The organism is Gaoshiqia hydrogeniformans, from assembly GCF_049347105.1.
In the GTDB taxonomy this organism is placed as follows: Bacteria; Bacteroidota; Bacteroidia; order Bacteroidales; family Prolixibacteraceae; genus Gaoshiqia; species Gaoshiqia hydrogeniformans.
Window position 1 is genome coordinate 4,594,942 of sequence record NZ_CP186334.1, and the last position, 24,163, is coordinate 4,619,104.

A 24,163-nucleotide genomic window follows, 5' to 3' on the forward strand; every position below is an offset into this window, starting at 1 on the left:
CATGATTGCAGCAGCTGTCAGGAAATTGTTCACCCGCCGTAAGCCTGTCACCGGCGAACAAATTACGGTGCTTTATGGAGGAAAGTCCGGAAATTCGGCCTACATCGCCAAAGAAACCGGAAAATGCCTTCAGCACAGCGGACAACGCAGCCGGGTGGTCAACATGGCGTCGTACAACATTTCGCAGCTCGAAAACGAGTCGTTTGTACTGATTGTGGTAAGCACCCACGGGGAAGGCGATCCGCCGCCGGCTGCCGACCGTTTCTTTCGCCGGCTGTTTGATGAACCGTTGAATCTGTCGGCAGTCAACTATGCCGTATGTGCTTTAGGCGATTCTTCTTATGAACATTTTTGCAAGGCCGGTCATGATATCGACCGCCGGCTGCATGAGTTGGGAGCGAAGCGGATCTGCCCGAGAACCGACTGTGACCTCGATTTCGGGGTAACCGCTTCGGGCTGGATTTCATCGGTACTCAAGCAGCTTCCGGGACAAGCTGACAGACAGGATGCGCTGAAGCTGAGCGGGCCGGTGAAGTTAACCGGTCAAGCCGTAGTGAAAGAAAAATACCGGTTGAATGCCGGGTCGGAAGATGCCGTATACCACATTTGCCTGGGAATTGATGATCAGTCGTTTTGTTACCACAGCGGCGATTCGGTCGGCATAATGCCTCAAAACCCGGTTTCGCTGGTAAACCGGATGATTGAAACGCTGAATATTTCGGCTTACGACTTGGTTGTTATTGGTCAACAGGAGATCCCGGTTCGCGATTACCTGCTGTATCGGGCGGAACTGACGAGGCTGAGCCAGGATGTTTTGGTAAGATATGCCGAAATGAGCGAAAATGAATATTTGATGGATTTGTCCGGTTGCAAAGCCGAATTCGATGCTTATCTGGAAAACCATGATGTCCTGGATTTGATGCAGGATTTTCCCTGTCCGCTGCCGGCAACCTGGCTGCCTGATTTGTTGCGCCCTTTGCAGCCGCGATATTATTCGGTCTCGTCGTACCAGCCGGCACACCCGGGCGAGTTGCATCTCACCGTAAAGAAAGTACAGTTTCAGTTGAACGGCCGTCTCCGGCAAGGCAGTTGTTCGGCTTATTTGAGCGAATGGCTTGAAACGGGCACGGCTGTTTCGTTTTTCCTGGCGCCAAATGAAGATTTCCGTTTGCCAGGTAAAGCCGGCGTCCCCGTGATCTTCATTGCTGCCGGTACCGGAATTGCACCGGTGAGGGCTTTTTTACAGGAACGGGCTGACCGGGGAGAAACGGAAAACTGGCTCTTTTTTGGAGGGAAAAACCGCCGGACAGATTTTTTGTATGAAACTGAAATGCTGGATCTTCAAAGGCTGCAGGCGCTTAAACGACTCGATCTGGCCTTTTCGCGTGACGGGCAAACAAAAGTGTATGTGCAGGACCTTCTGGTGCAGAAAGGGAAGGAATTGCTGGAATGGATCAGCAAAGGAGCGGTCATCTATGTATGCGGCTCCATCGAAATGGGAAAGGGTGTACGCGAAACCTTGGCCGGCTTGCTGACTTCCGGCTTTCCCGGCCGTTCGCTCGAACAGTTAATGGCCGAACGGAAATACCTGGAAGATATCTATTAATGGCGATGACTGCAGCATTCACTGAAATCAGCTAAATTTCCTGAATATCGAAAGGTACTCTGAAATCGCAGCCGCCCTTGAAATTGGAACAGCCCCAGGCGGTTTTGCCTTTCAGAATTTTGCCATTCCCGCATTTAGGGCAACCTGGTTCGTCTTTTATTTCAGCTTGAAGATGAATCCGGTGGTCCTCGGTTAAGACCAGCTGTCCGTCGAGCTTGATATTTTGGTAAACAAAGCCTTTGATCACGGGACTTTTTTTCCTGCCAACCAGTTGGGCGATTTGGTTGTCGGTTAGTTTTTTACCGTACAGCACAAAAGGAACTGTAAAATGACAGCCTTCTTTCCATCCGGAACAGCCCCATGCTGCTTTACCTTTCAGCAGCCGGCCTTTTCCGCAGCGGGGACAAACGACCTCTTCATCCTCCTTTTTCTTTTTCCCCGCCTTTGCCTTTTTTACGGTTTGTTTCTCTGTCTTTGCCACTGGCTGAGCCTTCTCTTCTTCCGGAATAGTAATCTCCTTTTTGGGCGAACTTTTTACCTGGGTAATGACCTCGGTCACCATAGCTTTCAGTTCGTCCATAAACCGGCTGATCTCAAGTTCTCCCGATTCAATCAACCGGAGTTTCCGTTCCCATTGCCCGGTAAGTTCGGCTGATTTCAACAGTTCATTCTCGATGCTTTTTATCAGGTCGACACCGGTTTGTGTGGCGACCAGCCGTTTGCGTTCTTTGCGAATATAGCGGCGGCGAAAAAGCGTTTCGATGATATTGGCCCGGGTGGATGGCCGCCCGATGCCGTTTTCTTTCATCAAATCGCGAAGTTCTTCATCGTCCATATTTTTACCGGCCGTCTCCATGGCCCGAAGCAGGCTTGCCTCGGTATAATAATTGGGCGGTTGGGTTTGTTTTTCCTGCAAATCGGGCTGGTGCGGACCGTGTTCTCCCTTTGTAAATGCAGGCAGGATGCGGTCTTCGCTATTGTCGTCTTTCTCATTTTGAAAAATGACCCGCCAACCCGGCTTTAAAATTTGCTTCCCGGTTGCCTTAAACGAATGGCGCCCGATTTCTGCCTCGGCATTGGTGTTCGCAACCTGGCAATCGGGATAAAAAACCGCGATGAACCGTTTGGTTACCATGTCGAAAACCTTACGTTCGGTTTCGGTCAGATCGATCCGGTTTTGCCCGGTTGGAATGATGGCATGGTGATCGGTTATTTTTTTGTTGTCAAACACCTTGGCCGATTTGCGGATTTTTCCTCCCTCCAAAACCGGTTGGGTAAGGCTTTCGTAACTTTTCAGGTTTTTCAGGATACCCGGCACTTTTTTGTATATATCGTCCGACAAAAAAGTAGTATCCACGCGCGGGTAGGTGGTCACCTTTTTTTCGTACAGTGATTGAATGGTACGCAGTGTTTCATCGGCGCTCAGGTTGAGTTTCCGGTTGCAGTCCACTTGCAGGGAGGTCAGGTCGAAAAGCCTGGGAGGATGTTCGTTGCTGTTTTTTGTTTCAATTTTGGCGATGTGCAAATCAACGCCGGTGATTTCCTTCAGTACCTCGGAGGCTTCCTCCGGGCTTTTAAACCGCCCGCTGGTAGCCGCGAAAACCGTATCGCGGTAGGTCGTTTTAATTTCCCAGTATGGTTCGGGTTTAAAGTTTTCGATTTCCAGTTGCCGTTCAACAAGCATGGCCAGGGTAGGGGTTTGCACGCGTCCGATGGAAAGCACCTGTTTGTTTTGGCCGTATTTCATCGTGTACAAACGGGTGGCGTTCATGCCAAGCAACCAGTCGCCAATGGCCCGCGCGCTGCCCGCTTCGTAAAGCTTGTCGAATTTTTCTCCTGGCAGGAGCTTGTCAAATCCTTCGCGGATCGCCTCTTCGGTGAGCGATGAAATCCAAAGCCGTTTTACCGGCGCTTTGTTTTGTGCTTTTGTCAACACCCAGCGCTGGATCAGTTCTCCTTCCTGGCCCGCATCACCGCAATTGATGATTTCATCGGCTTTTTCAATCAGACTCTTCAGAATGTTGAACTGCTTTTTCACCCCTTCGTCGTCAATAACCTTAATGCCAAACCGGGAAGGGATCATAGGCAGTTCGCGCAGATTCCAGTATTTCCAGCGGTCGGTATAATCGTTGGGCTCTTTCAGTGTGCACAGGTGTCCAAAGGTCCAGCTTACCTGGTAGCCATTCCCTTCAAAATAACCGTCTTTCCGGTTCTTGGCCCCGATAATCTGTGCAATTTCTTTGGCAACACTTGGTTTTTCTGCAATACAAAGCTTCATGTTTGGAGTTACGTGTTACCTGTTTCGGGTTGCGAAACAGAGACTAGTCACTGAGACTGAATACTGAATACTGAATACTGAATACTCATTCTTCCAGCCTGATTCCTTGTTCTTCGATGTTGATCAGCCGTTGTTTGTACAAGGCGCCAACAGCCTTTTTGAAATTCTTTTTGCTGATGCCAAACACCTTTGAAATCACTTCCGGCCCGCTTTTATCGTTGTAGGGCAGGTAACCTCCTGCCGCTTTCAGCTTATCCAGTACGGCGTTCGATATGCCGTCAATCTTTTCATAACCGGCCTTTTCGAGCGAGAGATCGATTTTTTCGTCCGGCCTGATATTTTTAATGTACCCTTTCAGCTTATCGCCGGTTTTCAGGGGTTTGAAGACTTCATTTTTAAATAGAACACCCCAATGGCAGTTGTCGATAATGGCTTTGTAGCCCAGATCAGTTTGTCCGGCAATAATCAGGTCAACTTCTTCGCCCACTTCAAAATCAACCGGAACGTTATCCAAAAATTTGTCGAGTTTGGATGAAGCAACAATCCGCTGGCTTTCATCGTCGAGGTAAACAAAAACCAGGTACGATTTCCCTTCTTCCATTTTTACCTGCTGCTCACGAAAGGGAACGAGCAGGTCCTTGGGCAGGCCCCAATCGAGAAAGGCGCCAACGGCAGTAGTCGAAACAACCTTTAAGCGGGCAAATTCACCGACCATAACGTATGGTTTATCGGTGGTAGCCACCAAACGGTCTTCCGAGTCGAGGTAAATAAAGGCCTCCACGGTGTCGCCAACCTGACAATTTTCGGGAACATATCGTTTCGGCATCAGGATTTCGCCATGCTGGCCGCCGTCGAGATAAACTCCAAAATCGACTGTTTTTAACACCTCCAGTTCATTCAATGAGCCTATTATTGCCATAAATCTGCATTTTTTATTGAACGCAAAGGTACTGTTTCAGGGCGGATTTGTCAGTCATTCATGTGAATCTTTTTAAGCGGAAAGAACCGATGCCCGTTGAAAAGTTATATTTTTGCCTGAAACAGAACCCCATACCATGAACCATATAAACGTTGGATTTTTAGGGGCCGGCGGAATCGCACGTGCCCACGCCTATGCCTTACAGTCCCTAAAGTATTACTATGATCAGGTTCCAGGAATTACCTTTGAATCAGTTTGTTCTGCCACCCGGGAGAAACGTGAAAAATTTGCTTCTCAGTTTGGGTTCAGGCGGGCAGAACAGGAGGATGAGTTTTTTCAGAACAGGAAGTTGGACGCTGTTTTTATTTTAGGCCCCAATAAAGTTCATTTTGAGCATTTGGAAAAGGCGCTTAAAATGCCAAATGTCAGGTTTATCTACCTGGAAAAGCCGGTTTGCGCTTCAGCGGAAGAGGAAACGAAGATGTGGCAATGGCAGCAAAATTTAGGGCCCGGTGTAAAGGTTCAGGTTGGTTTTCAATACCTGCAAACCGCTTCGGTACGGGAGGCGCTGAACTTCTGGAAGTCGGGCAAGTTGGGCAGGCCTATTCACTTCGACCTGAAATATTATCATGCCGATTACCTGCAGCAGGCTTACCGTGATAAGCGGAAAACACGCCTGGTTGCGGCGCCCGACGGGGGGGCGATGGCCGACCTGGGTTCTCACGGAATTAGCTTGTTGCTGGCTTTCCTGGGCGAGCAGCTTCAAATTACCGGGGCCTTGCAGGGCGGTAACTTCGGCGATGTGCCGGCCGATTCGGATTTGTTCAGTTCGATCGCGTTGTATGATCCTCCAAGCAGGGCGGTGGGGCACTTGTCGGCCAGCCGGATCAGTTCCGGGACCGGCGACCTGGTCGATCTCGAAATTTATGCAGAGAAAGGTTGTCTGCGCTATTCGTCTCACCGGCCGGAACAATTCGTCTATTTTCTGGAAGAAACCCGGCAATGGGTTACACAAGTAGTCGGGAGCCATTATCAGCCGATCAGCAGTTTTCCGTCGGGACATGTGCCTCCGGGATGGCTGCGTTCGATGGTGCATGCACATTACCTGTTTTTGGGCGGACCCGACGAGAAAGCTTTTATCCCCGATCTGAAGCATGGACTGGAAGTACAGCGTTTGGTCCGCGAAACGGCCGGTTATCTTGGTGAATTCAGAAAAAAAATACAGGAATATGGATCGAAGTAGTGGTATTTTGCTTCATATCAGTTCGTTGCCAAACCCTTACGGTATTGGCAGTATGGGACACGATGCCTATCAGTTTGTCGACTTTTTACACGAAACGGGACAAACGCTTTGGCAAATCCTGCCGCTGGGACCTACCGGCTATGGTAATTCGCCCTACCAGTCTTATTCGGCTTTTGCCGGAAACATCCTGTTAATCAGCCTGGAAAAACTAATTGAAGCAGGTTTAATTGGTGAAGAGGATTTGGAAGATATGCCAGTATTGTCATCGCAAAAGGTCGAATATGATTTGGTGACGGAAGGAAAAGCCAAACTCCTGCGAAAAGCCTGGTCCAATTTCAACGAAAAATTTGACCACTGGAAAGACGATTATTACCGTTTTTTGGATGAGCATTCGTGGTGGCTGGATGATTATGCCCTTTTCAGCGCCATCAAGGGAAAAGATGAAAAATTGTGCTGGAACGAATGGCCTGAAAAACTGAGAAACCGCGGACATCACGAACTGGATGTGGCCAAACACCGGTACCATGAGGATATCCGCTTTCATTGTTTTGTGCAGTTTGTATTTTTCATGCAGTGGTCGGAGCTGAAAGCCTATGCCAATTCAAAGGGGGTCAGGATTGTTGGCGACCTGCCTTTGTATGTTTCGCAGGACAGCTCGGATGTTTGGGCGAATCAGGACATTTTTTTACTGAATGAGCAAGGTGAAATGACCTGTGTAGGCGGTGTGCCGCCTGATTATTTCAGTGAAACGGGCCAATATTGGGGCTGCCCGGTGTTCGACTGGAAACGGCTTCAACAACGGAATTACGACTGGTGGGTAGCCCGGGTGCACTTTAACTTGCAGATGTTTGATTTGATCCGCATTGATCATTTCAGGGGACTGGAATCGTTTTGGGCAATTCCGGCAGGCGAAGAAACCGCCATAAACGGCGAATGGCTTCCGGCCAAAGGATTTGAGCTGCTGAGCCTGCTAAAATCGCAACTGGGCCAATTACCGGTAATTGCCGAAGATTTGGGCATTATTACCCCTGAGGTGGAAAAATTACGCAATGATTTTGACTTACCAGGCATGAAAGTTCTCCAGTTTGCCTACGCATCCGACGAAACGAATGAAAACCTGCCGCATAATTATCATCCGAATTTTGTGGTTTATACCGGCACGCACGATAACGACACAACTATTGGCTGGCTGAAAACGACAACAAAAACTGAACGGAAGAACCTGAAACAGTATTTTAACTCGGGATGGGGAAATATGCACCGGAGTTTAATTGAAGCTGCCTGGGCGTCGGTGGCAAAAATGGCTATCTTGCCCATGCAGGATCTGCTGGAACTGGACGGCCGGGGACGGATGAATACGCCGGGAACCGTGACCGATAACTGGGAATGGAGGCTGGAATGGAAACTGCTTCGGAAATCGCATAAAGCTTTTTTGAAAACGCTGACCCGGAAATATAACCGGAGCGGGAGCCAACAGATGTAAATCAGGACCGGTTGATATGTGTCAAACTCATTTACAAAACAGATAAATTTTGCTATTTTTGGATCTTGCTGAACAAAAAAAGAATACATGAAGATACCTCAAGAATTAGTTGAAAAATACAATATTCCGGTTCCCCGGTATACCAGTTATCCGCCGGCCAATTTTTTTGGCGACGACTTTGGTCCGGCCGCCTACCTGAACGCCGTGGAACAATCGAACCGAGAGAAACCTGAAAACATTTCCATTTACCTGCATATCCCGTTTTGCACCCAGTTGTGCCTTTATTGCGGCTGCAACACGCACATCACGCGCGACCAGCTGTTAATGCGCGACTATGTGGATGTCCTGAAAAAGGAAATCCGTATGATCCGTCCGCTCCTGGACAAGAACCGCAAGGTGTCGCAAATCCACTGGGGAGGGGGTACGCCCAATGCGCTTCCGGCTGAATACATCGGTGAAATTATGGAATTGCTGACTTCGGAATTTCGCTTCATTGAAAATCCGGAGATCGCGGTGGAATGCAATCCGGCCCATTTAGACAAATCCTATATCGACCAACTTGCTTCTTTCGGTTTCAACCGCATCAGTATGGGCGTGCAGGATTTTCAGGAGAAGGTACTGAATGCGGTTCGCCGCGAAGTGCCTGCTATCCCGGTTCCCGAGCTGTATGCGATGATTAAATCGCATCCGGGTATGTCGGTTAACCTCGATTTTATTTACGGCTTGCCCTATCAAACGGCTGATTCGTTTGCAAAAACCATGGAGCAGGCGCTGGCTGTTTCGCCCGACCGCCTGGTGACCTTTTCGTATGCACACGTACCCTGGGTAAAAAAGGCCCAGCAAAAACTGGAAAAGTATGGTTTGCCTTCGGCCGACGAGAAGGTGAAAATGTTTGAATCGGCCTGGGAACAAATTAAAGCAGCCGGGTATATCCCCATCGGACTCGATCATTATGCCAAACCCGGCGACGATATGGCGCAGGCGCTGTTAAGCCGCACCCTCCACCGGAATTTTCAGGGATACTGTACCCGCGAAACAACCGGGCAGGTGTATGCTTTCGGCGTAACCGGCATCAGCCAGCTCGAGAATGTTTACGCCCAAAATGCACGCACCGTGAAAGAGTATATAGAGCACCTGAAAAAAGGCGAAATACAGATTGTAAAAGGCTACACCCTTTCGCGGACCGAAAAAATTATCCGCCAAATCATCAACGAAATCATGTGCAACCAGTATTTGTCGTGGCAGCAGGTTGCCGATAACTTTGGAACAACTTCATCCGAAATCAAGCAGTTACTTAACTTTACGAATGAAAAGCTCGAACCGTTTAAGGCCGATCATCTGCTTGAATACACCGATGACGAAGTGGTGATCCACGATATTGGCCGGTTCTTTTTAAGGAATATTTCGGCCGTCTTTGATATTCATATTGGCGACTCCAACCGCAAATTTTCAAAATCAGTCTAAACGTATGAAAAAAGTAGCCGTTATCGGCGCCGGTTTAACCGGATTGACTACTGCGTATTATCTTTTAAAACGAGGAATTGACGTATCTGTTTTTGAAAAATCAGACCGGGCTGGAGGAGTGATCCAAACAGTCCGGGAAGATGGTTTTTTATATGAGAACGGACCCAGCACCGGGGTATTGAGCCATCCGGAAGCGGCCGAATTAATTGAAGAACTGGGCGGTTTGTGTGAACTGGAAATAGCCGACGAAACGGCCAAATACCGCTGGATATGGAAAGGCGACCGCTGGCATGCCCTGCCTTCGGGTTTGATTGGAGGTATCCGGACTCCCTTGTTTTCATTTGCCGACAAGTTACGTTTATTGGGCGAACCTTTCCGAAAACCGGGAACCAATCCGGATGAATCATTGGCCGATCTGGTCAGGCGCAGGATGGGCAAAAGCTTTCTGGATTATGCGGTCGATCCGTTTATCCTGGGCATTTACTCGGGCGATCCCGAAAAGCTGATTACCAAATACGCCATGCCCAAGTTATATAACCTGGAGCAGAAATACGGCAGTTTTATCGGCGGGACGATCAGGAAAGCAAAAGAGCCGAAAAGCGAACGCGACAAAAAAGCGACCCGGCAGGTATTTTCGCTGAAAGATGGCTTGTCGAACCTGATTGATGCGCTGGTCCGAAAGATTGGTCCCGAGCGGATTCACCTGAATGCAGCCGGTCTAGAAGTAAGCAAGTTGAGCCAGGGCTACGAATTGGCGTATACCGGCTCCTCGCCGCTTTATTTTGATCAGGTTATTTCGACAGTAGGCGCCTATGCCTTAAAAAATATTTTTGAGTTTATACCAACCGCTCAGCTGGCTAAAATCGAAAAACTACCATACGCCCGCGTGGTACAGGTTTCGGTTGGCTTTAAAAAATGGGAAGGCATCAATTTAAAGGCCTTTGGCGGTTTAATCCCGTTCCGCGAAAAACGGCAGGTTCTCGGATGTCTGTTTCTGTCTTCGTTTCTGAAAAACCGGGCTCCGGAGGGTGGCGTGCTGATTTCTACCTTCTTAGGCGGCGTACGTAAACCCGAAATGGTTGATCTGGCCGATGAAGAGATCCGGAATATTGTTTCTTCCGAACTAAAAATGCTCCTGGGCCTAACAAAATGGGCCCCTGACTTGTTGGTAGTAAATCGCTATCAACATGCGATCCCGCAGTACGGCATCGAGTCGGAAGAGAAACTGGCTGCCATTGCTGATTTGGAAAAAGCAAATCCGGGTTTGATACTGGCCGGGAATATCCGCGACGGTATTGGCATGGCCGACCGGATCAGACAGGGACGAATGATAGCTGAAAGCCTGACCTGAGTTTTCATGTAAAAAGTACGGCAAGGGTCGGCTCACAGTATGGATTTACAATAAAAAACCATGAGAAAAGACCGGGTAGCAACCACTTACCGTAAATTGCAGCAGCAAATCTGTCAGCAACTGGAAACAGCAGACGGAAAATCAGAATTTATAACAGATCGTTGGGAAAAAGCTATTGGACACGGGTACACGATGGTGTTTCAGGGAGGCGATGCCATTGAGAAGGCCGCGGTCAATTTTTCGGCTGTCGGCGGGACCGTAACACCGAGCATGCGCAAAGCCCTCGCTATTGAAGAGGGGCAGGAGTACTTTGCCAGCGGAATCTCATCCATTATCCATCCCTTAAACCCGCATGTTCCGGTAACCCATATGAATGTCCGTTATTTTGAGTTAAGCTCGGGCCAATCGTGGTTTGGCGGAGGAATCGATTTGACGCCGCATTATGTGGACAGGCAGGAAGCGTCCTGGTTTCACCGCGAGCTGAAAACGGTCTGCGATCGTTTTGATACTGCTTACTATCCTGATTTTAAGAAGTGGGCCGACGATTATTTCTTTTTAAAACACCGGAATGAAACACGGGGCATCGGCGGTATTTTTTTCGATCACCGGCCGGCGGATGAGGACGAAGCTTTTGAGAAGCTGTTTGCTTTCACCCGGGATCTGGCCGAAGCCTATCCGCGCATTTACATCGAACTGCTGAGTAAAAACCGTAACCGGGAATTTACTGAGGCTGAAAAAAACTGGCAAAGCCTGCGAAGAGGCCGTTACGTGGAGTTTAACCTGTTATACGACCGGGGGACCAAATTCGGTTTGGAATCTGATGGCCGCACCGAGTCCATTTTTTTAAGCATGCCGCCAATGGCTTCGTGGACTTACGATTATCAGGCAAAACCGGGTTCGCGCGAAGAGGAAACGCTTCGCTTACTAAGAAAAGAGATCGACTGGCTGAACGGCTAATAACAGGGGCTGTTTCAACCCCCTGAGAGAAAATTTGTTTACCTAAAGAAAAACGTATAAAAACCAAAAAGCAATGAAAGGGACAGATCATTCAAAACGCACCGCTGTTTTGCTGGTGAATGTAGGCACGCCCGACGAACCAAAAGTGCCTGCTGTTCGGCGTTACTTATTTCAGTTTTTGAATGACCGCCGGGTTATCGACTTGCCGCTCATTCCGCAAAAGTTGCTGGTCAACCTGATTATCGTGCCATTCCGGGCTCCAAAATCAACCAAACTCTATCAGATGTTATGGACCGACGAAGGTTCGCCTTTGCTGGTAAATGCCGAAAAAAACAGAGTAAAGCTTCAGGAGGCGCTGGGCGACGGGTATGAAGTGTTCACGGCCATGCGCTACCAGAATCCGGCATTGAAGCAGGTTTTACAGGAAGTACGCCGGCGGGGTTTCGGGAAAATAGTGGTGATACCGGTTTTTCCTCAATATGCTTCATCAACAACCGGCACGATATTTCAGTACGTAGCCAGAGAGATTTCCGGCTGGGAAGTGATTCCTGAACTACGCCTGGTCGGCCAGTTTTACGATCATCCGAAGTTTGTGGAAGCTTTTGCGTCGCGTATTCGGGAATATCAGCCGGAAAGCTGGGACCACATCGTTTTTTCATATCACGGTCTGCCGAACCGGCAATTAAATAAAGTGCATCCGCGGGTCGATTCGGCTGCCTGTAGTTGTACGGACGAGATGCCCGAGCACGGTAAATTTTGTTACCGGGCTACCTGCTATCATACCTCGCGCCTGCTGGCCAAGGCGTTAAATCTGACCACTGCCGGTTATTCGGTATCTTTTCAATCGCGCCTCGACCGCAACTGGATGGAACCTTTTACCGATGAATTGCTGATCAAAAAAGCCAAAGAAGGTAAAAAAAGGATCCTCGTGGTTGCACCTGCTTTTGTGGCCGACTGTCTCGAAACTTCAGTTGAAATCGGAATTGAATACCAGGATTTATTTGTGGAACATGGCGGCGAAAAAGTCCAGTTGGTTGAAAGCCTGAACGACCATCCGCTTTGGATTGAAACGCTCCGGATGTTGGTTTAAAATTAAGTTAAACTACCGGCTACAACCGTGTAAAAACTGTCCTGGTCAAAATATTTTTGGGCTAATTGCTGCAACCGGGCGGGAGAAACCTGCATCAGGCTTTGGTAATAACGGTCGTAGAAGGTATAGTCGAGCCCAAAATCGTGGACATTCCGAAAGGCTTGCGCCAGGGCAAACGGACCGTCGAGATCACGTACAAATTCGCCCAGCAGGTATTGCCGTACCCGGTCAAGCTCGCTCTCTCCAACAGCTTCCTGTTTCAGCTTTTCCATTTCGTTAAAAATTTCGGCGACGGTGTTTTCGGTATAGCTTTTATCTACCTCGGTTGAGATAACGAGGTACCCCAGTTCTTTTAAACTGATAAAACTGGCACCTATCCCGTAGGTGTAACCTTTTTCTTCGCGAATGTTGGCCATCAGCCTCGAACTGAAATAACCGCCAAGGATGGTGACGAGTATTTGCAGGGGCAGATAATCCGGATGGCTTTTATTGACAAGAATTTTTCCGATACGTATAGCCGATTGAATCGAGTCGGCTTTGGGGAAGTGCAGTTGTTTCATGACTGATGGATTGACCTGAAAAGCAGGATCAGCGTGCTTTATCTGCAACCAGTCGCTACCTCCGAAATGAGCATTGAGCAAGCGCTCAACATGGTCGTCAAACCGGCCGGCCAGCAGGATCTCGCAGTTGCCTGCATGGTAAAACCGGTCGTAAAAGCTGAGCAATGATTCCCGCTGAATCAGATCGAAATCTTCGGCTTTCACAGTTTGCGCGTAGGGATGACCTTTGCCGAATAATAAGGTGGAGAACTCTTTCTGGCACAGCACTTTCACTTTTTCGTTTTCGAGTAAAAAGCGCTGTTTCCGGCGTTGCACCAAAGTCTCAAATTCGTGCTGCGGGAAGGTGGGCCTTTTAATAAAATCTTCGATTACCGGCATTAATTCGGGCAAGTGCCGGGTCAGGCTGATGATACTGATCAGGCCATCATGCTGGTTGGCCGACAGTTGCAGGTAAGCCCCGTGAAAATCGAAAATTTCAGCAATCCGGGGAGCCGAATACAACCGGCTTCCTTCCTGTAACATCGCATTACATAAGGCTGCCTCTAACTGATTGGTTTGTTGCCAGGAACCGGCCTCAAATATAAAATCAATTTTGCAAACATCCTGCGTTCCCGCGCGAAGCGAATAAACCGGGATCCCATTGTCCAGCCTTGTTTTTTCTGCTTGAAGAATTTCAGGTTTATCGGTTGGCCTGACCGGAGGCGCCATGTATCTGTTGATCATTGTTTGGCAAGATAATTAAGTTGAGAACAGTTTTCGGGGCAGAAAATCTTTTGTGCAGTCAGCATCAGTTCGGCCGGACTAACCGATCGGTAGATATTCAGCTCTTCGTTAATCAGTTCCGCTTTTTCAATGTTTTCGAGCGTAGCCAGTTCCTGAGCCATATTCAGGTAATTCATCTGCGCATATATATGGTTGGCTTCGAGCTTGTTTTTTACTTTTTCCAGTTCCGAAGTCAATACAGGTTCCTGCTGAAGTTTCTGCAGTTCATTCCACAAGGCCTTTTTTGCCTGCTCAATGCTGACCTGTTTCGATAATTTTCCGGAAATAATAAACAGTCCCGGATCATGGTCCCCCGAAACGTAAGCATCAAGTTCAATAAAAAGCCTTTCTTCTTTGATTAGTTTTTGATGCAGGCGCGACGAGTTACCGTTTGATAACACATCCGAAATCAGATCGCAGATGTAATATTCGCGTTTGCGCCGGTCGGCCATATGAAAAACCAGGTACAAAGCCGTATCGGGGACTGAACGTTCAACGGTTAATTCACGGAAAACGGTTTGTTCCGGTTCTTCCGGTAACTGCGGCTTGATGACTTGCCGGCAGGGAATGGGGTCAAACCATTTTTCGGCTAGCCTGAGACTTTTGTCAACATCAACATTTCCACTTAAAACCAAAACAGCATTGTCGGGCGCATAGAAGCGGTAAAAGAACGATTTGACATCGTCGAGGGTGGCATCGGCGATGTGGCTGATTTCCTTTCCGATGGTTGGCCAGTTATACGGATGCACCCGGTAAGCCAGGTCGCGGATTAAGGCCCAAACATCTCCGTAGGGCTGGTTCAGGTTGCGTTGTTTGAATTCTTCAATCACCACATTTCGTTGTACATCTAGGCTTTCTTCCGAAAAAGCGAGTTCGAGCATCCGGTCTGACTCGAGCCAAAACCCGGTTTCCAGGTTTGTTTTCGGAACAGTCAGGTAATAGTTGGTAAAATCGTTGGTGGTATAGGCGTTGTTTTCTCCCCCGGCCTGCTGCAGAGGAATATCGTAGTCGGAAATATGTTTTGAGCCGCCAAACATCAAATGTTCAAACAGATGGGCAAAGCCGGTGCGCTTAGGGTCTTCATATTTTGCTCCTACATGATAACACAGATTGAGCGCCACCATCGGTGTCGAATAGTCCGGATATACCAGGACGCTGAGCCCGTTATTGAGTTGATGCCTGTAGAATTGGATCATACGCTGAAATGAAAATTTGTACCTTCAACAAGTTCGCGACGGGCTTGTTCAAAATCGTTGATCAGGGTATGCATAATTTCTGCTACTGTTGGAATATAATCGATCATGGCCGATACTTGTCCGATTTCGAGCTCGCCTTCGTTCAGGTCGCCTTCAAAGATGCCTTTTTTGGCACGTCCGCGTCCCAGAAGTTGGCGAAGTTCTTCTTCAGATGCTCCGCGTAATTCGTATTCATTCACCTTGTTAAAAAATTCATTTTTAATCAGTCGGACAGGAGACAGTTTCTTTAGTGCCAGCTTGGTCCCGCCTTCGCCCAGCGAAACAACCAGCTTTTTGAATTCGGGGTGTGCCGACGACTCCTGCGAGACAGCAAAGCGCGACCCGATTTGAACGCCGTCAGCCCCCAGGGTCATCGCCGCCAGTATGGAACGTCCGCAGCCGATACCGCCTGCCGCCATTAAGGGCATGTCCGTAGTTTTTCGCACCGAGGGGATCAGGGTCAGGGTGGTTGTTTCATCGCGTCCGTTATGGCCGCCGGCTTCAAAACCCTCGGCTACAATGGCATCTACTCCGGCCTCCTCGCATTTTTTTGCAAAGTACGAAGAAGCAATCACATGGGCAACCATGATCCCGCGTTGGTGCAGCCAGTTGGTCCAGGCTTTCGGGCTGCCGGCCGAGGTGAAAACAATGGGCACTTTTTCGGCAGCGATAATTTCCATGATGGTTTCCAACTCGGGATAAAACAACGGAACATTGACCCCGTAAGGCTTATCGGTTGCTTTTTTTGTCTTTTGAATGTGTTCGAGCAGGGTATCGGGGTGCATCGATCCGGCGCCCAGCAGGCCCAAGCCTCCGTGATTACTGACGGCTGACACCAGTTTCCATCCGCTGCACCAAACCATACCACCCTGCACGACCGGGTATTTGATGTTAAATAATGTCGTAATTCGGTTTTTTGTATTCATTGTGTATTCCTTTGCTAAAGAAAGTGGGGCAAAGGTAGCAAAAATGGGAGACTGACGGAATGAAGCGTCGGCAGGAAACCAGTTTAGACTGCTAATTTAATATCGGTCGCGAGCCCGGCGATGGTTTATTCGAAATGTTTGGATTTGAGATGCAGGTCGCGTTGGGGAAAGGGAATCTCAATTTGATTCCTCCGAAATTCATCGTCAATGATAAAGCGAAGGTCACTTTTGATGCTCTCAACAATAAAATCATTTTCTGTCCAGAAGTGCAACTCAAAATCAAGCGACGATTCTCCAAAATCATTAAATCGGACAAAGGCTTTCGGTTCTTTGACGATGAGTTCATGGCGGGCTGCCGCGGCAAGTAAAATCCGCTCCACCAGCCTCACATCCGAACCGTAGGCCACGCCTACCTTTACCTGAAAGCGGGTAACTTCTTCATTATGGGTCCAATTAATCACTTTTTCGCCTGTAAACCGCGAATTTGGAACAATAATAACGACATTGTCGCGTGTCAGTACTTTCGATACCCGAAGGCCGATTTCCAGGACCCGGCCAACCACACCCTCCACTTCAACAATGTCATTGACTTCGATGGAGCCGTCGAACAAGATAATGATACCCGAAAAGAAATCGTTAAAGATATGTTGTAACCCGAACCCAACCCCAACCAATAAGGCCGATATACTGGCGACAACCAAGGTGATTTGAAATCCCAAGGAACCGATAATCACAATAAAGCCGATCATCCAGGCCAGGTATTTGATGATTTGCATGAGGGATTTTCCGCGCCCGATGTCCATATGTTTCTGCTTGACGCGCTTGTCCATCAGGTATTCCAGTATATAAACAAGAATCCGGGTGAAATAAACGATCAGAAAAATTATAAACAAATTGACCACCTTAATCGTAAATTTTTCTCCGGTATACAATGGAAAAAGTGAAACCGACTGGTGGTGGATATGTAAAATTTTCAGGGAGAGCATCAGGGCTGCAAACCAAATGAAGAAACGTATTCCTTGCCGAATAAAACGGGCAAATTTTGCGGGGAATTGTTTTCTGCGTTCAACCTTGTTAACCAGGCTGACACTGAAATGATTGATAAAGGTAGCCACAAGTATTACCGACGCGAGAAGAATGACTTCGGTAAGCGTATAAGTGATGTCTCCTGATTGAAAAACTACCAGTTCCATGTTATTCTAACTCGTCGTTGATGGGTTGAAAAACATCTTCCAATCTTTTTGTTAATTCGGCCAGCGAAATATGCAGGTGGATCTCTCCGGCCTGGGCTAGCGAAATTTTCCCTTTTTCTTCGGAAATCACGATGGCGATGGCATCTGTAACTTCAGTAATTCCAAGGGCTGCCCGGTGCCGGAGCCCCAGCGAAGGATCGAGGTCTCGTTTTTCGGTAATTGGCATGATGCAACGTGCGGCAGCAATCCGGTTACCGATGATAATGAGTGCGCCGTCGTGAAGCGGGGTATTTTTAAAAAAAATGGTTTCGAGCAAGGCATCGGAGATACGGGCGCTAATTTTCTCGCCGGTACGTACAAACTCCCGAAGCTCCGATTGCTGCGCAATGATAATTAAGGCCCCCGTTTTGGTGCGCGCCATATTTTCGCATGCCTTGACCAGCATTTTTAACTGCTGATTGGTCACGGCCTTGTGTTTATCCGACGAAAAAAGCTTATCCATTCCGAACAGCCTGTTTACCTGATTGTTACTACCGATCAGTAATAAAAAACGACGGATTTCCTGTTGAAAAACCACGATAAGCGCCAACACGCCCACCCCGATAAATTGCCCCATCAGGGTATCGATCAATTCCATGTTGAGCGCCCTGACCAACAGCCAAAACAGGTAAATGACAAAAAGCCCGATGAAAATATTGAAAGCTACCGTGCCCCGTATCAGCTTATACAACTGGTAAAGCAGGAAAGCTACCATCAGAATATCCAGCAGATCGAGAATGCGTATGGTGATAAAAAGGTTCATCTATTTGGCCACTTCCTTAATCTTTTTAAATAAACTGACCGATTGCACCGCCTCCCTGACATCGTGAACCCGTAAAATGTCGGCTCCGCCAAGTAAGGCCATGGTATTGGCGGTGATTGTCCCTGAAAGGCTGTTTTCCGGATCAGTTTCAAGCAGTTTGTAAACCATAGATTTTCGGCTAAGGCCTACTAATAAGGGTAATTGAAACACTTTAAAGGAATCCAGCTTGTTAAGCAGGTCATAATTATCATTCAAACTTTTTCCAAATCCAAAGCCCGGATCAATGATGACGTCTCTCACGCCGGCTTTGGTGAGTTTTCGTACTTTGTCGGAGAAATATTTCGAAATGTCTTTAATGATGTCTTCATACTGCGGGTTATCCTGCATGGTCCGCGGGGTTCCCTGAATGTGCATCAGGATATACGGAACGCCTAATTTGGCAATGGTGTCGAACATGTGCTCGTCAAAATTACCGCCCGAAATATCATTAACAATACATTCGCCGGTTTCGTCGATCACACGCAGGGCAACCCAGGAGCGAAAGGTGTCGATCGACAGGGGAATATCCGGGAAATGTTTCCTGATGGCAGTTACAGCAGGTAATAAGCGGGTAAGTTCTTCTTTTGTTGATACACTGTCGGAGCCAGGCCGGGTTGAAATGGCGCCAACATCAACAATGTCAACACCTTCTTTAACCATTTGTTCCACTCTTTTTAAAACGGCATCTTCGGTAACATATTTGCCTCCGTCGTAAAATGAGTCGGAACTCACATTTAAAATACCCATAACAAGCGGGTTGGTCAGGTCCAGTAACTTGCCGTTGAGTGAAATTGTATTTTTACGTTTAAAGAACTTGCTTGCCGAACCGGTGATTAACATAGATCATCAAGATTTGAGAAGTTAAACAATGCTTCTTACAAAAGTAAAATAATGCCGTCAAATTACACATTTAATTCCTATTTTTATGGCTGAATGTATCAACGAAATCAAGATGAAGCTACAGGGCCGGGGAAAAAGGACGATGAAATCTCGAACACAGCAGAACTTAGCGGGTAAAACCGGTGATTCCAGCCGGGTAGCTTACTTACCATAATCGACATAAATTCAAACACCTAATGGAAAAAACAATTCAGGAATATGATCAAGTGATCAGCATCTGTCAGGATATTTTTACGAAGAAAATGAACGATTACGGGACAGCCTGGCGAATTTTACGGACCAGCTCGCTGACCGACCAGCTTTATATCAAAGCCTGCCGGATCCGCAATATTGAGATGAAGGGCACCATGAAAGTTAAAGAGGACAGCCGTTCGGAATATATCGGCATTGTCAATTACTGCATCATGGCGCTGATCCAGCTCGAAAAGGGAACTTCGGAAGTAGATGATCTGAGCCCCGACGAAACCCTGCAATTGTACCTGGCTTGGTTTAATCAGGCCAAAGAGCTGATGCTGAATAAAAATCATGATTACGACGAAGCCTGGCGAAATATGCGGCTAAGCTCGGTAACCGACCTGATTTTAATGAAAATCAGGCGAATCAAACAAATTGAAGACCATGCCGGAAAAACAATTATTTCGGAGGGAGTTGATGCAAATTACCTGGACATGATCAATTATGCCGTTTTTGCGTTAATAATGCTGGAGTTTTACAAATAAACAAAAATTACGATGAAGGTATTTTGGCATATCGCCCGGATATTGCTGGGCCTGGTTTTTATTTTCTCCGGTTTTGTCAAAGGAATTGATCCCTGGGGATCGGCCTATAAGTTTACCGACTACTTCAGCGCCTGGGGGATGGACGGGCTAAGCTCCTTATCGCTTCCGCTGGGAATTTTGTTGTCGGCCACCGAGTTTATCACCGGCCTGGCTTTGCTGACCAATGTTTTTCTCCGGTTTTTTTCGATTGTTGCCCTGTTGTTCATGTTTTTTTTCACGGGGCTTACCCTGTTTATCGCCATAAAAGATCCGGTTACCGACTGCGGTTGTTTTGGCGATGCCCTGGTGCTTACCAATTGGCAAACCTTTTATAAAAACATTGTTTTCCTGGCTTTTGCCGTTATTGTGTTCCGTTATCGTTCCGAATTCGGCCCGGCAAAGCTTTCGCTGATTCCGGCTATCCTGAGCGGGGCGACTGTTCTGGTGTTTGCTTACCTGGTTGATTATTCGTTTAATCATTTACCAATCATCGATTTTCGCCCGTATAAGGTGGGAGCCAATATCATTGAGGGGATGAAGGTCCCCGAAGGTGCGCCTGCCGACGAGTGGACAAACATCATGTACTATAAAAACAAGACGACCGGGAAAACCGAAAAGTTCAACCAGGACAATTATCCCTGGCAGGACAGTCTGACCTGGGAATTCGTGTCGATGGATTCCAAACTCGTTAAAAAAGGGTATGAGCCGCCTGTTCAGAATTTCACCATCGAAACGTCCTACGGCGAGGATATTAAAGATTTTTTCCTGTACGACGACAACTTCACCTTTATTCTGGTGGCCTATAATCTGGAGAAATCCAATAAGTCAAAAATCAATGAAATCAGAGAGCTGTCTCAATACGCGATGAACGACGGGCTGAACTTCATTGGGCTTACTTCAACAATTTACGATGAAGCAGAGCAGTTTGTACAGGTTTATGATTTGCCTTTCGAGTTTTTTAATTGTGACGAAATTACCCTGAAAACCATGATTCGCTCCAATCCGGGATTGTTCCTGTTAAAAAGCGGCACTGTTTTATATAAATGGCATTACAACGACATCCCTTCCGTGGATGAATTTATTAAACACCGGGCCTATCTGGAAAAAACCGATCCGTCCTGATAAAAGTTGTTTGACGATATACAGCCAGTCGTATGACTGGCTTTTTTTACAGACCGGCGTGAAACGGAAAATCAGCTTGGCGGAGAAATTTGCAGGCAACGCAACCGGCCCTTAGCCTTTTGCATCTTTGAGAAAAAAGATACCTATGAAAGCCTCGAATTTTCTATTTGCTGCTGTGGCGATCTGCTCATTTTTCATGTCGTGTACAAAAGATAAGGACGACGATTGCCGCTCTCCGGTTTGTGATCGGCTGGTTGTTGTTGACGGGGATCAGTACCTGACCGCTCCCGATGACCAGCTAACGATCATCAGTGTCGAATTGGCAGGCGATTGTTTAAAAATCAATTTTGCGTCAAGCGGATGTAGCGGGAGCAGTTGGAAGGTTAAACTAATTGATTCAGAAGCAGTCCTGTATTCCGATCCTCCGCAGCGGAATTTAAGATTGTCGCTAAACAATCAGGAAATGTGCGATGCTTATATCGGAAAAGAAGTCACCTTCGATATCAAAAGATTGCGGGTGAATGGTAATCGGGTTTTACTGAATATCACCAATTCAGGCAGTCAGATTTTGTATGAATACTGATTTTAGTATGACATAAGGATGATGTAATTTACGAAAAAACAAACACATGTTCATAATTTTGTTTTGACGTATTGACTTCATTCATAACCGGATGAAAAAGAACAGAAGGGAACCATTGAACCTCACAACCGTGGAAGCATTAAACAGCACGTTTTAACTCATCGAAATCAGTGCCCGCAAGGGTAGTTGTTATCATCTTGCTTCAAATGTCCTTAAAAAACAAGCAAAAAAATCCCCCGCCGGTAAGGTGAAAGAAAGGATTTTGGCGGGGGTGTTAAAGATTAAAACGAATCAAAATTAAACAAATTTGGCCTGATTCAGGTAATTAAAGCTGAGTTCAACGCTTTCGAAGGGGTCGAGGTCCCGGAACCGGTCTTGCTCTACAAAGAAATACTTCATGCCGGCAGCCGCTTTTTCAGCAAAGATTTTTTCAAAATCAATTCGCCCGTGCCCAACGGGGGCAAAGAACATATCGTCGGTGGTCACCATATCTTTTACATGCCATAGTTCGAAACGCCCCGGGTATTTTCTGAAATAATCAACCGGATCATATCCGCCCCGGGTGACCCAATACAGGTCGATCTCGTAAGTAACCAGCGCCGGGTCGGTCTGGCTGATTAACAAATCCATCGGGATTTGCCCTTCCATTTCTTCAAATTCGAAAGCATGGTTGTGGTAGCCGAACTTCAAACCGTATTTTTGGGCAATCTCGCCCATTTTATTGAATTTTTCGGCGGTAGCTTTATAGCCATCCAGGTTTTCTCGCAGGTTATCGGGCAAATACGGGTAAATCAGGTATTCAACGCCTGCTTTTGCCGCGTCTTCGCTGACTTTTTCAGCGCCGTCCAATTCATAAACGGTGTGCGAAGCATGCAAGGTCATGCCCATGCCTTTGGTTAACGAAGCAAAAGCATCGGGAGCCATCCCGTAGAACGTGCTGTCGTTCATGTTGTACCCGGCAGCTTCGAGCGAGTTGTAGCCAATTTGTGCCAGTTTTTCGAGCGTCGAATTCAGGTCGGCATTAATTTTATCACGAACGGTATACAGTTGTAAACCGATAATTTTTTTCTCCGGCTGGCACGAGATCAGCGAAGGTATAAATGCTGAACCGGCCGTAAATGCTGTTGCTGTTCTTAAGAAATCACGACGATTGGTCATAGTTTATCCGTTTAGTTATTAAATTTTGTGTATCTGTTTTTTTGTAAAATGATAAAAATAGTAAATAATTCAATGTCGAATTAAAATGATTCCAAATTAGCTGTCAATTCATAATCATTACGCAACTTTTTGGTTATTTTGTTCATCTACACCGGTGTGTAAACCGAATTTAAACTTTGAAAAAATGAAAAAACCGAATTTACTTTTTACGTTCGTCCTGGTCGGTGTTTTTTTCACGGGCTGTCTCAAAGAATCGAATGGAGATAAAGAGAAAATCGTTGAAATGACCATTTACGAAGAAACGGGCTACGGGGCCAGCGTATTGAGCGATATCCTGACCGAGCCCTTGCTGTTTTCCGACAGTGATGACAATCAAAAGCGGATGTTGGTTGATATCCTGACCGAAGGATTTGATTTTGATTATGAACGGGGTTATGAATATACCCTGAACGTGAAAAAGATTTGGATGAAAGAACCTCCGCAGGATGTTTCTTCGGTGAAGTATGTATTTATCGGGCTTCTTTCGAAAAAGAAAGTAATCACGGAAGACCGTGAAGAAGAGATGGAACTTTTTGTGTCGCCGGAAACTGTTAAGTTTATTCCAAGATATCCGATTGAATATGAAGAAGTAGAAGGCAACCAGGTTCCGAAAATCTATGATGCTTTACATGTGAAGAAAACCGGAACAAATAGCTGGATGGCACTGACCGCGATCGAAGGATTTGATTTTGAGAATGACTACGAATATCGATTGACTGTAAAAAAGATTACGCAGGCGGAACCTTATTTGGTTAGGTATATCTTGCTGGATGTTTTATCGAAAGAGATCAGCTAAAGTAAATCCGTCAGCTCATCAAAGCCCCCGGGTGAATTTTAGGATCAAAACACCTTTTTGACGCAAACTCAATCAAAAATCAAAATGAATCTCAAAACCATAACCTTAGCGTTCCTTTTTCTGATTTTTATGCTGGCATGTCGGAAGGATGACGCAAAAAACGATGCAACTTCGATTGTGAAAATGAGCTTTGATTTTGGAGAAGTTATATTCGACGGAAATGAAGGAGCCATCAATGCGCCGGAAAATACAGATTTAAAAAAATTAGTCCCGATAATCGAGTTGTCGGAAGGGGCAGTCGTATATCCGCCGTCAGAAACGATCACCGATTTTACCACTCCGGTTGAGTATACCGTCACGTCGGAAGACGGGAAAAATGTGGCACATTATACGGTTTCTGTTTATCTTCCGGTGGTGAAATTCACTGTTTTTGACTGCACAAACCGCTCGGCAGAGCATCCAACGGCAGAGTTAGCCCCCGGCGCCAACATCTCGATATACTACGATAGATCAGGACAGAAAGAACTTCTAGAAAAACTTATCACGGATGAAAAGGGGGAAGCTTTGTTATATGCTAACCGGGACCTGATCTATTATTTTCGGACAGATAAAAACGGAGCCGTTGACATAATTGACGGATACGTGATATATGGAATATTTGAAAGTCAGGCGGAAATAGACAATTCTCCGCTACAGCTTCAACCCTCTCAAATCGGCGATTTGAGGTTTTTGGATACCAATGCAGACGGCGTAGTTAATGCAGATGATCGGAGTGATTATCAAAACATCAGGGATATCCCGGAGCAGGGTTTATGCGAAATTAAGGTATACATCGCAAGAGAATAAATGCCGGTTACCGCGGTGCCGGTTTGGACGATTCTTTCGCCCTAAGGAGAGGA

General features: G+C 46.9%; 21 protein-coding genes. 12 read left to right on the forward strand and 9 right to left on the reverse strand.

What is annotated here, in order from left to right:
- The first annotated feature begins 1 nt into the window (after window position 1).
- On the forward strand, window positions 2-1,606 hold the full coding sequence (locus ACOIT5_RS18290; RefSeq protein ID WP_423127609.1) for a diflavin oxidoreductase: 1,605 nt from the start codon (window positions 2-4) through the stop codon (window positions 1,604-1,606).
- A 31-nt stretch (window positions 1,607-1,637) separates the two neighbouring features.
- On the opposite strand, the gene ACOIT5_RS18295 is transcribed toward ACOIT5_RS18290, so the two are convergent.
- Window positions 1,638-3,884: a type IA DNA topoisomerase gene (locus tag ACOIT5_RS18295; RefSeq protein WP_423127610.1), complete on the reverse strand. Its 2,247-nt coding sequence runs from the start codon at window positions 3,882-3,884 to the stop codon at window positions 1,638-1,640.
- A gap of 85 nt (window positions 3,885-3,969) precedes the next feature.
- Window positions 3,970-4,803 carry a CvfB family protein gene (locus ACOIT5_RS18300; RefSeq protein WP_423127611.1) on the reverse strand — a complete coding sequence of 278 codons (834 nt, stop codon included), beginning with the start codon at window positions 4,801-4,803 and terminating at the stop codon, window positions 3,970-3,972.
- Between the two features lie 136 nt (window positions 4,804-4,939).
- Here ACOIT5_RS18300 and ACOIT5_RS18305 point away from each other — a divergent pair, with 136 nt between their 5' ends.
- The 6 genes from ACOIT5_RS18305 (at window position 4,940) to hemH (ending at window position 12,391) form a co-directional block, all read left to right on the forward strand.
- Entirely contained in the window at window positions 4,940-6,046 is a 1,107-nt protein-coding gene (locus ACOIT5_RS18305) for a Gfo/Idh/MocA family protein (protein ID WP_423127612.1), read from the forward strand.
- Entirely contained in the window at window positions 6,033-7,529 is a 1,497-nt protein-coding gene (malQ, locus tag ACOIT5_RS18310; protein ID WP_423127613.1) for a 4-alpha-glucanotransferase, read from the forward strand. Before ACOIT5_RS18305 ends, malQ begins: the two co-directional genes overlap by 14 nt.
- A gap of 87 nt (window positions 7,530-7,616) precedes the next feature.
- Window positions 7,617-8,993, forward strand: coding sequence for an oxygen-independent coproporphyrinogen III oxidase (gene hemN, locus ACOIT5_RS18315; protein ID WP_423127614.1), 1,377 nt, complete (start codon window positions 7,617-7,619; stop codon window positions 8,991-8,993).
- 4 nt (window positions 8,994-8,997) lie between these two features.
- Complete coding sequence (gene hemG / locus ACOIT5_RS18320) at window positions 8,998-10,344, forward strand: protoporphyrinogen oxidase (RefSeq protein ID WP_423127615.1); 1,347 nt, start codon at window positions 8,998-9,000, stop codon at window positions 10,342-10,344.
- A gap of 60 nt (window positions 10,345-10,404) precedes the next feature.
- Window positions 10,405-11,301 carry an oxygen-dependent coproporphyrinogen oxidase gene (gene hemF, locus ACOIT5_RS18325; protein WP_423127616.1) on the forward strand — a complete coding sequence of 299 codons (897 nt, stop codon included), beginning with the start codon at window positions 10,405-10,407 and terminating at the stop codon, window positions 11,299-11,301.
- A 73-nt stretch (window positions 11,302-11,374) separates the two neighbouring features.
- Window positions 11,375-12,391: a ferrochelatase gene (hemH, locus tag ACOIT5_RS18330; protein WP_423127617.1), complete on the forward strand. Its 1,017-nt coding sequence runs from the start codon at window positions 11,375-11,377 to the stop codon at window positions 12,389-12,391.
- A gap of 2 nt (window positions 12,392-12,393) precedes the next feature.
- Here the strand turns inward: hemH and ACOIT5_RS18335 are convergent, their stop codons facing one another.
- The 6 genes from ACOIT5_RS18335 to folP all read right to left on the reverse strand — a co-directional run bounded on the left by ACOIT5_RS18335 (window position 12,394) and on the right by folP (window position 18,748).
- Window positions 12,394-13,674 carry a M16 family metallopeptidase gene (locus tag ACOIT5_RS18335; protein WP_423127618.1) on the reverse strand — a complete coding sequence of 427 codons (1,281 nt, stop codon included), beginning with the start codon at window positions 13,672-13,674 and terminating at the stop codon, window positions 12,394-12,396.
- On the reverse strand, window positions 13,671-14,909 hold the full coding sequence (locus ACOIT5_RS18340) for a M16 family metallopeptidase (RefSeq protein WP_423127619.1): 1,239 nt from the start codon (window positions 14,907-14,909) through the stop codon (window positions 13,671-13,673). Before ACOIT5_RS18340 ends, ACOIT5_RS18335 begins: the two co-directional genes overlap by 4 nt.
- Window positions 14,906-15,874 (reverse strand): NAD(P)H-dependent flavin oxidoreductase, encoded by a 969-nt coding sequence (locus ACOIT5_RS18345; protein WP_423127620.1) that lies wholly within the window; start codon window positions 15,872-15,874, stop codon window positions 14,906-14,908. Before ACOIT5_RS18345 ends, ACOIT5_RS18340 begins: the two co-directional genes overlap by 4 nt.
- A 125-nt stretch (window positions 15,875-15,999) precedes the next feature.
- Window positions 16,000-17,067, reverse strand: coding sequence for a mechanosensitive ion channel family protein (locus tag ACOIT5_RS18350; RefSeq protein WP_423127621.1), 1,068 nt, complete (start codon window positions 17,065-17,067; stop codon window positions 16,000-16,002).
- A 1-nt stretch (window position 17,068) separates the two neighbouring features.
- On the reverse strand, window positions 17,069-17,869 hold the full coding sequence (gene cdaA, locus ACOIT5_RS18355) for a diadenylate cyclase CdaA (protein ID WP_423127622.1): 801 nt from the start codon (window positions 17,867-17,869) through the stop codon (window positions 17,069-17,071).
- A complete protein-coding gene (gene folP / locus ACOIT5_RS18360) occupies window positions 17,870-18,748 on the reverse strand; it encodes a dihydropteroate synthase (RefSeq protein ID WP_423127623.1) in 879 nt (292 codons plus the stop codon).
- 236 nt (window positions 18,749-18,984) lie between these two features.
- On the opposite strand from folP, the gene ACOIT5_RS18365 reads away from it, so the two are divergent.
- From ACOIT5_RS18365 to ACOIT5_RS18375, 3 genes are all read left to right on the forward strand, one after another.
- Window positions 18,985-19,527, forward strand: a complete 543-nt coding sequence (locus ACOIT5_RS18365) for a DUF1599 domain-containing protein (protein ID WP_423127624.1) — start codon at window positions 18,985-18,987, stop codon at window positions 19,525-19,527.
- Between the two features lie 12 nt (window positions 19,528-19,539).
- The gene (locus tag ACOIT5_RS18370) at window positions 19,540-20,688 is read left to right on the forward strand and encodes a BT_3928 family protein (protein ID WP_423127625.1); all 1,149 of its coding nucleotides are present in this window, start codon (window positions 19,540-19,542) and stop codon (window positions 20,686-20,688) included.
- A gap of 145 nt (window positions 20,689-20,833) precedes the next feature.
- Window positions 20,834-21,271, forward strand: a complete 438-nt coding sequence (locus ACOIT5_RS18375; protein WP_423127626.1) for a hypothetical protein — start codon at window positions 20,834-20,836, stop codon at window positions 21,269-21,271.
- 297 nt (window positions 21,272-21,568) lie between these two features.
- Here ACOIT5_RS18375 and ACOIT5_RS18380 read toward each other — a convergent pair whose 3' ends face one another.
- Complete coding sequence (locus ACOIT5_RS18380) at window positions 21,569-22,429, reverse strand: sugar phosphate isomerase/epimerase family protein (RefSeq protein ID WP_423127627.1); 861 nt, start codon at window positions 22,427-22,429, stop codon at window positions 21,569-21,571.
- Between the two features lie 184 nt (window positions 22,430-22,613).
- Between ACOIT5_RS18380 and ACOIT5_RS18385 the strand changes: the two genes are divergently transcribed.
- A complete protein-coding gene (locus ACOIT5_RS18385; protein WP_423127628.1) occupies window positions 22,614-23,264 on the forward strand; it encodes a DUF4377 domain-containing protein in 651 nt (216 codons plus the stop codon).
- Window positions 23,265-23,348: 84 nt separating this feature from the next.
- Window positions 23,349-24,110 (forward strand): hypothetical protein, encoded by a 762-nt coding sequence (locus ACOIT5_RS18390; RefSeq protein WP_423127629.1) that lies wholly within the window; start codon window positions 23,349-23,351, stop codon window positions 24,108-24,110.
- The last annotated feature ends 53 nt before the right edge of the window (window positions 24,111-24,163 follow it).

Bases quoted from the DNA above. Each gene is read 5' to 3' on its own strand.
- ACOIT5_RS18290 (WP_423127609.1), top strand. From the start codon at position 2: ATGATTGCAGCAGCTGTCAGGAAATTGTTCACCCGCCGTAAGCCTGTC.
- ACOIT5_RS18295 (WP_423127610.1), bottom strand. From the start codon at position 3,884: ATGAAGCTTTGTATTGCAGAAAAACCAAGTGTTGCCAAAGAAATTGCA.
- ACOIT5_RS18300 (WP_423127611.1), bottom strand. From the start codon at position 4,803: ATGGCAATAATAGGCTCATTGAATGAACTGGAGGTGTTAAAAACAGTC.
- ACOIT5_RS18305 (WP_423127612.1), top strand. From the start codon at position 4,940: ATGAACCATATAAACGTTGGATTTTTAGGGGCCGGCGGAATCGCACGT.
- malQ (WP_423127613.1), top strand. From the start codon at position 6,033: ATGGATCGAAGTAGTGGTATTTTGCTTCATATCAGTTCGTTGCCAAAC.
- hemN (WP_423127614.1), top strand. From the start codon at position 7,617: ATGAAGATACCTCAAGAATTAGTTGAAAAATACAATATTCCGGTTCCC.
- hemG (WP_423127615.1), top strand. From the start codon at position 8,998: ATGAAAAAAGTAGCCGTTATCGGCGCCGGTTTAACCGGATTGACTACT.
- hemF (WP_423127616.1), top strand. From the start codon at position 10,405: ATGAGAAAAGACCGGGTAGCAACCACTTACCGTAAATTGCAGCAGCAA.
- hemH (WP_423127617.1), top strand. From the start codon at position 11,375: ATGAAAGGGACAGATCATTCAAAACGCACCGCTGTTTTGCTGGTGAAT.
- ACOIT5_RS18335 (WP_423127618.1), bottom strand. From the start codon at position 13,674: ATGATCAACAGATACATGGCGCCTCCGGTCAGGCCAACCGATAAACCT.
- ACOIT5_RS18340 (WP_423127619.1), bottom strand. From the start codon at position 14,909: ATGATCCAATTCTACAGGCATCAACTCAATAACGGGCTCAGCGTCCTG.
- ACOIT5_RS18345 (WP_423127620.1), bottom strand. From the start codon at position 15,874: ATGAATACAAAAAACCGAATTACGACATTATTTAACATCAAATACCCG.
- ACOIT5_RS18350 (WP_423127621.1), bottom strand. From the start codon at position 17,067: ATGGAACTGGTAGTTTTTCAATCAGGAGACATCACTTATACGCTTACC.
- cdaA (WP_423127622.1), bottom strand. From the start codon at position 17,869: ATGAACCTTTTTATCACCATACGCATTCTCGATCTGCTGGATATTCTG.
- folP (WP_423127623.1), bottom strand. From the start codon at position 18,748: ATGTTAATCACCGGTTCGGCAAGCAAGTTCTTTAAACGTAAAAATACA.
- ACOIT5_RS18365 (WP_423127624.1), top strand. From the start codon at position 18,985: ATGGAAAAAACAATTCAGGAATATGATCAAGTGATCAGCATCTGTCAG.
- ACOIT5_RS18370 (WP_423127625.1), top strand. From the start codon at position 19,540: ATGAAGGTATTTTGGCATATCGCCCGGATATTGCTGGGCCTGGTTTTT.
- ACOIT5_RS18375 (WP_423127626.1), top strand. From the start codon at position 20,834: ATGAAAGCCTCGAATTTTCTATTTGCTGCTGTGGCGATCTGCTCATTT.
- ACOIT5_RS18380 (WP_423127627.1), bottom strand. From the start codon at position 22,429: ATGACCAATCGTCGTGATTTCTTAAGAACAGCAACAGCATTTACGGCC.
- ACOIT5_RS18385 (WP_423127628.1), top strand. From the start codon at position 22,614: ATGAAAAAACCGAATTTACTTTTTACGTTCGTCCTGGTCGGTGTTTTT.
- ACOIT5_RS18390 (WP_423127629.1), top strand. From the start codon at position 23,349: ATGAATCTCAAAACCATAACCTTAGCGTTCCTTTTTCTGATTTTTATG.